Here is a 5,038-nt window from a genome sequence, read left to right as displayed (position 1 = left end):
GTTTTGTTATTACTGGTTTTGGTACAGAAACTACTTTTGGTGCACAACCACCATTTATTGCATTTGTACTTGACCAGATTCCTAGTTTTTTACCTTTGGCTACTTTTTCTACAGCTTGTAATTCTTCTAAATATTTAGTATTCGGTTTATAAATAGCTACTCGAGCTAGACCTTTTTCTAGTAATGTCTTGTTAAACATCACATCACTAATATAAATGTAAGCAAGAAGGCGACCATACTGGTCTCGAGTTTCGACTCCTAATTCAACTTTAACCTCTTTATTTAGTAATGCTTTCTTTGTAAAAGCAGAAGCCTCAGCCCCAAATAATTGAACGCATGTTTGGGGTTTCTTCGTTTCTGGAGTGTCAATCAGTATGAAACGAACAGTTTCAGATTTTCCTTTATAATTTAATTTGATTGTGTCACCATCAACTACTTCAGTAACTTTCGACATTACAGCTGTTGCTGGTGGCTTATCTGCTGCATGAACGATTGATGGTTCATTAAGTGAAGCTAGCGGTGATACTGAACTGAAGAATAAAGATACAGCAAGTACCGATGCAGAAATTGGTTTGAAAAGTTTTGATTTAAACATTTAGATTCTCCTCTTAATATGGATTTGTCAGTTGAAATAATGAGTACTAAATCTTTGTCATATTAATTTTACGAAAACAAAAGATGTTTCAAATCCTCCTATGTATGTTATTTGACATAAAAAATAGTCTAATATTTGTATAATATTAAAACAATCGGCCTGATTATTAAATAATAACATAAATAACCATTAATACTTTCAAATCTTGGAAAAAAACACCCATGAGTTAACAAAACCAAAGAAGTCCATTAAAAGGACTTCTTTGGTTTTAGGTTTCGTTAAATAGCTCCATTCCATTGTGGCGACTAAAGGCTATAGATGTGTGTGTATGCTTTATCTAGAAGCCATCACCTTTCAAAAATTTCGGCTCCCATGCAGCAGCGGTTTTGATTGATTTTGCTAACCTATAGATACTCTCTAAAAAGTTGAGCCTTGCGGATCGCAACATTCCAGTATTAATCATTAAAGTTTCTTTTAATGGATGGTTACTTTGTATAAGATATTCGTTTCTTTTCATTAACCTGTGTAATAAATGAATTTGGGGAAGGCGGGAGAATTTACCGTTCTCCTCTCCTCTATTACAATCTTGGCATGCTAAGACTAAATTCCACACACCATTTAAGTTGAGGTCAACCGATGAACTATTTTGAATGCTCAATGGTATGAAGTGATCAACATCACATGTTTCGGTTTGGTTGCTGATTATTGAAATTGGAGCAAAACAATAGAAACATCTGCCTTTCTGATACCCATTTAATGGTTTACGAACAGGAGTGAGAGGAATTCTAAAATGAGAATTCAAATAGTTTTCTGCAGTAACAGGTCTAAGTGAGAAGAATTCTTCGATTTCCAAGTCATATTTGATTTCTAAATTTGGATTTCTTTCAGTCCAAGCTGTTTCAACTAGGTTCCATCTGCCTTCAATTTCTTCATACATGTTATTACTTTGCAACCCTTGATTCATCATAAACAAGTCATCAGTCAATGTACTACCTAACTTTTTTCCTTTAATGTCTTTTACAAAAAATTTCGATCCTAGTTCTCTTCCAGGAATATTGTGAAAAGCATCTAAGACATTTTTGAAACCTAATTTCTCAGTGACTAATAGTAATTGTTCTAATGTTATTTGATTATCTTCATACAATTGACATGCTTGTATAAACTTCGATCCATTACTTGTAATTTGACGTTTCCCTTCACGTACATGATCTAACATATGTTTTACATATATAGGCGATAAATCTTCAAGAGATACGAATTCCTTTTCTTGTTTGCTAAGTTCCAGTAATGATTTTGCCAAGGCAAATTTGTAGGTTGCGACATTAGCTCCAAATAAATATATTGACCTGAATTGACTATCTAGTGAGTTATCATCTTGCATGAAATTCAACAACTTACACTCCCTTTCTCACAAAGAATTGGTGGTTATACCTCTAGTCAATATGAAGTCCTTATTTATAAACCTTTTCTAAAAAGATTTTGCACTTAAATCCTCCACGCTCATTACTTTTTTCCGCCCTGACCTTTTCCAATTCATCTTTACTAATTCCGTTATGCTCTGCAATAGCCAAAACAATCTCCATGATATCTGCAAGTTCATAGACAATTTCTTTATTGCTTGCATTCTTGTATTCGTCAATCTCCTCGTAGAGTTTTTCATTAAGCATCAATATATAATTATCATCTTCAAGTGTATTAATATCACACTTCTCCCCACTTTCTCTGATTATTTGCGGAATTTTATCACGAACTAACTTGTTATAAACTTTCATATTCATTTCTCCTTTAGCTCTGAATTTGATCTTCTTCAACTAATAAAACTCATATTTTAATAAGTATTTAGAGTAAATTAAGCAACGGGTGTGATTATACTAAATCTAACTCAAATGACATTACAACTTCTTCTTTTTCATTTTTCTTCTATGTAGATAATATCCTCCAAACAATCCTGATGGAACAGTAATTATACCGCTAAGTAGAATTTGTTTATTAATGACTACTCTTCTTTCCTTGCCCTTTTTGAAATATTTTTTGTATAACATTACTGCAGCTTTGTTACTTATTAATTTTTCTGGTATCAAGATTTTTTCCCCACTCTTCCCTGCTTCAAATGCCTCTTCACGTATAGCAATAGCTTCCTTGTTTGCTTCAAAACCATTTTGATGTTGCTTTTGTAGATTAGGATGATCTTTATACTGATTATCCATTTGATATATTGTCGTGTTAAATGCTAGGTCGTAACCTAGTTGATAAACTTCATCTTCTTTTGCTCTCTTCCCCTTCTCATAGCCATTTTTGTACGATAACATATATAATTCGGGAACATGTTTAGTGGTCGGAAAAGTCAATTGATTAAATCCAGCTTCATATCCTTCCTTTTCAAAAGCTTGATGCAACTTCTTAATTCTTTCATCGTTTCCTTTTTTGAACCCTTCTTCAAAAGCTATCTTCGTTTCATATTCACTTGAGTAATGAGATGGGATGCTCGTTACTTCCTGTATTAAGCCCTGTTGATATCCTTCTTCTTTCGCCTGCGCTGATACTTTCATTACTTTTACCGCTTTGTGGTAGCCTTCTGTATATCCTTTAACCCAATATTTCGTTTGAGAGGAATCAGCTTGCGGTATTTGCTTTACCGTTTTGTTATTAAAGTCTATGTTCCCTTGTTCGTAGCCTATTTTCTCGCCAGTTAAAAAGTCAGCTTCTTGTTTCTGTATAATTTCATTAACTCTTTGTTCTTCCCCGTCTTTGTACCCTTTTTCATAACCAAGTTCATACCAACTATAATCTGCATTTGATAATTTTGCATAAACTTCTTGATGAAAATCAACAAATCCTTCATCGTTATATCCATCTTGAAAGCCAACATCATATCCTTGGTTTTGTAGTTCATCGTAATGAACTTCTAAGTCTTGCTCGCTCATAATGGAATCCTCGACTGAATAAGTAGAATCAAAAGAAGAATCACCTGATCCAGAAGATGAAGAATCGCTTATTCCGCCATCATGTCCATGATATTCTCCATACTCTAATCCCCATTGTCCACAATTGGTTCTACAAGTATGTTTTCCATAACTATCTGTATTTCCTGGGTGAGCTATTGTTTCTTTACTAAACGTTAACAACAAAATTGAACTCACCACAACTAGGAACATTTTCTTCATTCTCTCACCCCAATATAGTCTACATGTACCATTGCCATTGTACCTTATTAATTTTGTAAACTATATCCATTCTTGTGTGAAATGTTGTTAACTACTAAAATGAGCGATTTATCAGGGCTTTGTTTATGCCTTGCTTCATTCTGATCTTTCGATGATATACGCACATAACTGAATGTCTTCATAGTCTCATAACTACCTTTCCTGCTTTAAGATACATTTCTTGTGCACTTCAAGTATCAAAAAGTCAACTACACTTTTGATGCGTTCCATAATTTTATAATGCACATTTAGAGACGGCAGGAAAGCTTACACAATCAGTTATTGATTTTAGTATCATAATATGCACTTAATGAAACAAGACAACTTTACTCCGAAGCCCACAATTTTAATAAACTCATATATAAAAAAAGACAGTAAGCTTTATACGAAGCTAACTGTCTTTTTTAACAAATATAGATTTTAAACAACTAAGCTACTGTTTTTGTTCGTATACATTCTTCAAGAAATTCCAACTCTAGATCCACATCAAGATGTATAGTTTTAAACCATTTTTCTTCAAAATCAAAGAAAACGTAATTTAAAGCCTCATTATCATGAACACTATTATACCTTATGCCAGATATTTTTTGATGTTTTGCACATTGAGCGATAAAATTGGGTATTAAATATTCTTGTCCATTTGGTGTAGTCTTATGAAAACTACAATACTTTGCTAGCGGTGAATTTATATGAGACAAATCAATTAGCTTAACAGATTCTTCAAGTTTCCATTCAATAATTTCGTATCTTAAATCTTTCTCTTTTGATATTACCTCTTTAATAGCAACGTTCTTATTATCGCAAACATATAACTCTCCATGACCTTGATGATTAAATCTACCTTGAGTCGCATATCCATGAGGAGCTTCAAACATTTCCGAATCTACAAATGGTATCTGACGATCAATTTGACTTCGATTTCTTACCCTAAATATATGCAAATCTTTTACTTCTGCCATTTGAACATTATTAATCTCATATAAAATTCGTTGTCCCACAGGATGATGGAGTCCAAGCATCGGGAGTTTGGCTAAATGACTATAAAATGAAACAACTTCATTCATTGTGAGACTTGAAAAAACATCAGTAATTGCCAATGTACTTGTTAATTCTTGAATTGGTATCGCTTCATTCGAATCTTCATTTTCTAAGTTATATTCCAGAGAATCCTTTTCTGAATTAAATGCATGGGTCACATAAAATTTATTAGTAGGTATTTTATCTTCAATATATCTTAATT

The 5,038-nt window shown here is 32.9% G+C and carries 5 protein-coding genes; all 5 read right to left on the bottom strand.

The features are described from left to right. The coding region (locus AC1DSL_RS15660) for a thermonuclease family protein (protein WP_477532892.1) at positions 1 to 595 on the bottom strand (595 nt) is incomplete at its 3' end. Between the two features lie 337 nt (positions 596 to 932). After that, positions 933 to 1,976 (bottom strand): HNH endonuclease, encoded by a 1,044-nt coding sequence (locus AC1DSL_RS15655; RefSeq protein WP_477532893.1) that lies wholly within the window; start codon positions 1,974 to 1,976, stop codon positions 933 to 935. Between the two features lie 70 nt (positions 1,977 to 2,046). Continuing rightward, a complete protein-coding gene (locus tag AC1DSL_RS15650) occupies positions 2,047 to 2,406 on the bottom strand; it encodes a pyrophosphohydrolase domain-containing protein (RefSeq protein ID WP_477532891.1) in 360 nt (119 codons plus the stop codon). An 81-nt stretch (positions 2,407 to 2,487) separates the two neighbouring features. Further along, positions 2,488 to 3,759: a hypothetical protein gene (locus AC1DSL_RS15645; RefSeq protein ID WP_477532890.1), complete on the bottom strand. Its 1,272-nt coding sequence runs from the start codon at positions 3,757 to 3,759 to the stop codon at positions 2,488 to 2,490. Between the two features lie 467 nt (positions 3,760 to 4,226). Next, positions 4,227 to 5,038 (bottom strand): RES family NAD+ phosphorylase (locus AC1DSL_RS15640; protein WP_477532889.1); only part of this gene is annotated, 812 nt, incomplete at its 5' end.

It is taken from the genome of Paenisporosarcina sp. P4_D4, from assembly GCF_056401835.1.
This window is presented reverse-complemented; position numbering and strand designations above follow the sequence as displayed.

What these genes read in the sequence shown, in the direction of transcription:
- AC1DSL_RS15655 (WP_477532893.1), bottom strand. Translation starts at nt 1,976, where the DNA reads ATGCAAGATGATAACTCACTAGATAGTCAATTCAGGTCAATATATTTA.
- AC1DSL_RS15645 (WP_477532890.1), bottom strand. Translation starts at nt 3,759, where the DNA reads ATGAAGAAAATGTTCCTAGTTGTGGTGAGTTCAATTTTGTTGTTAACG.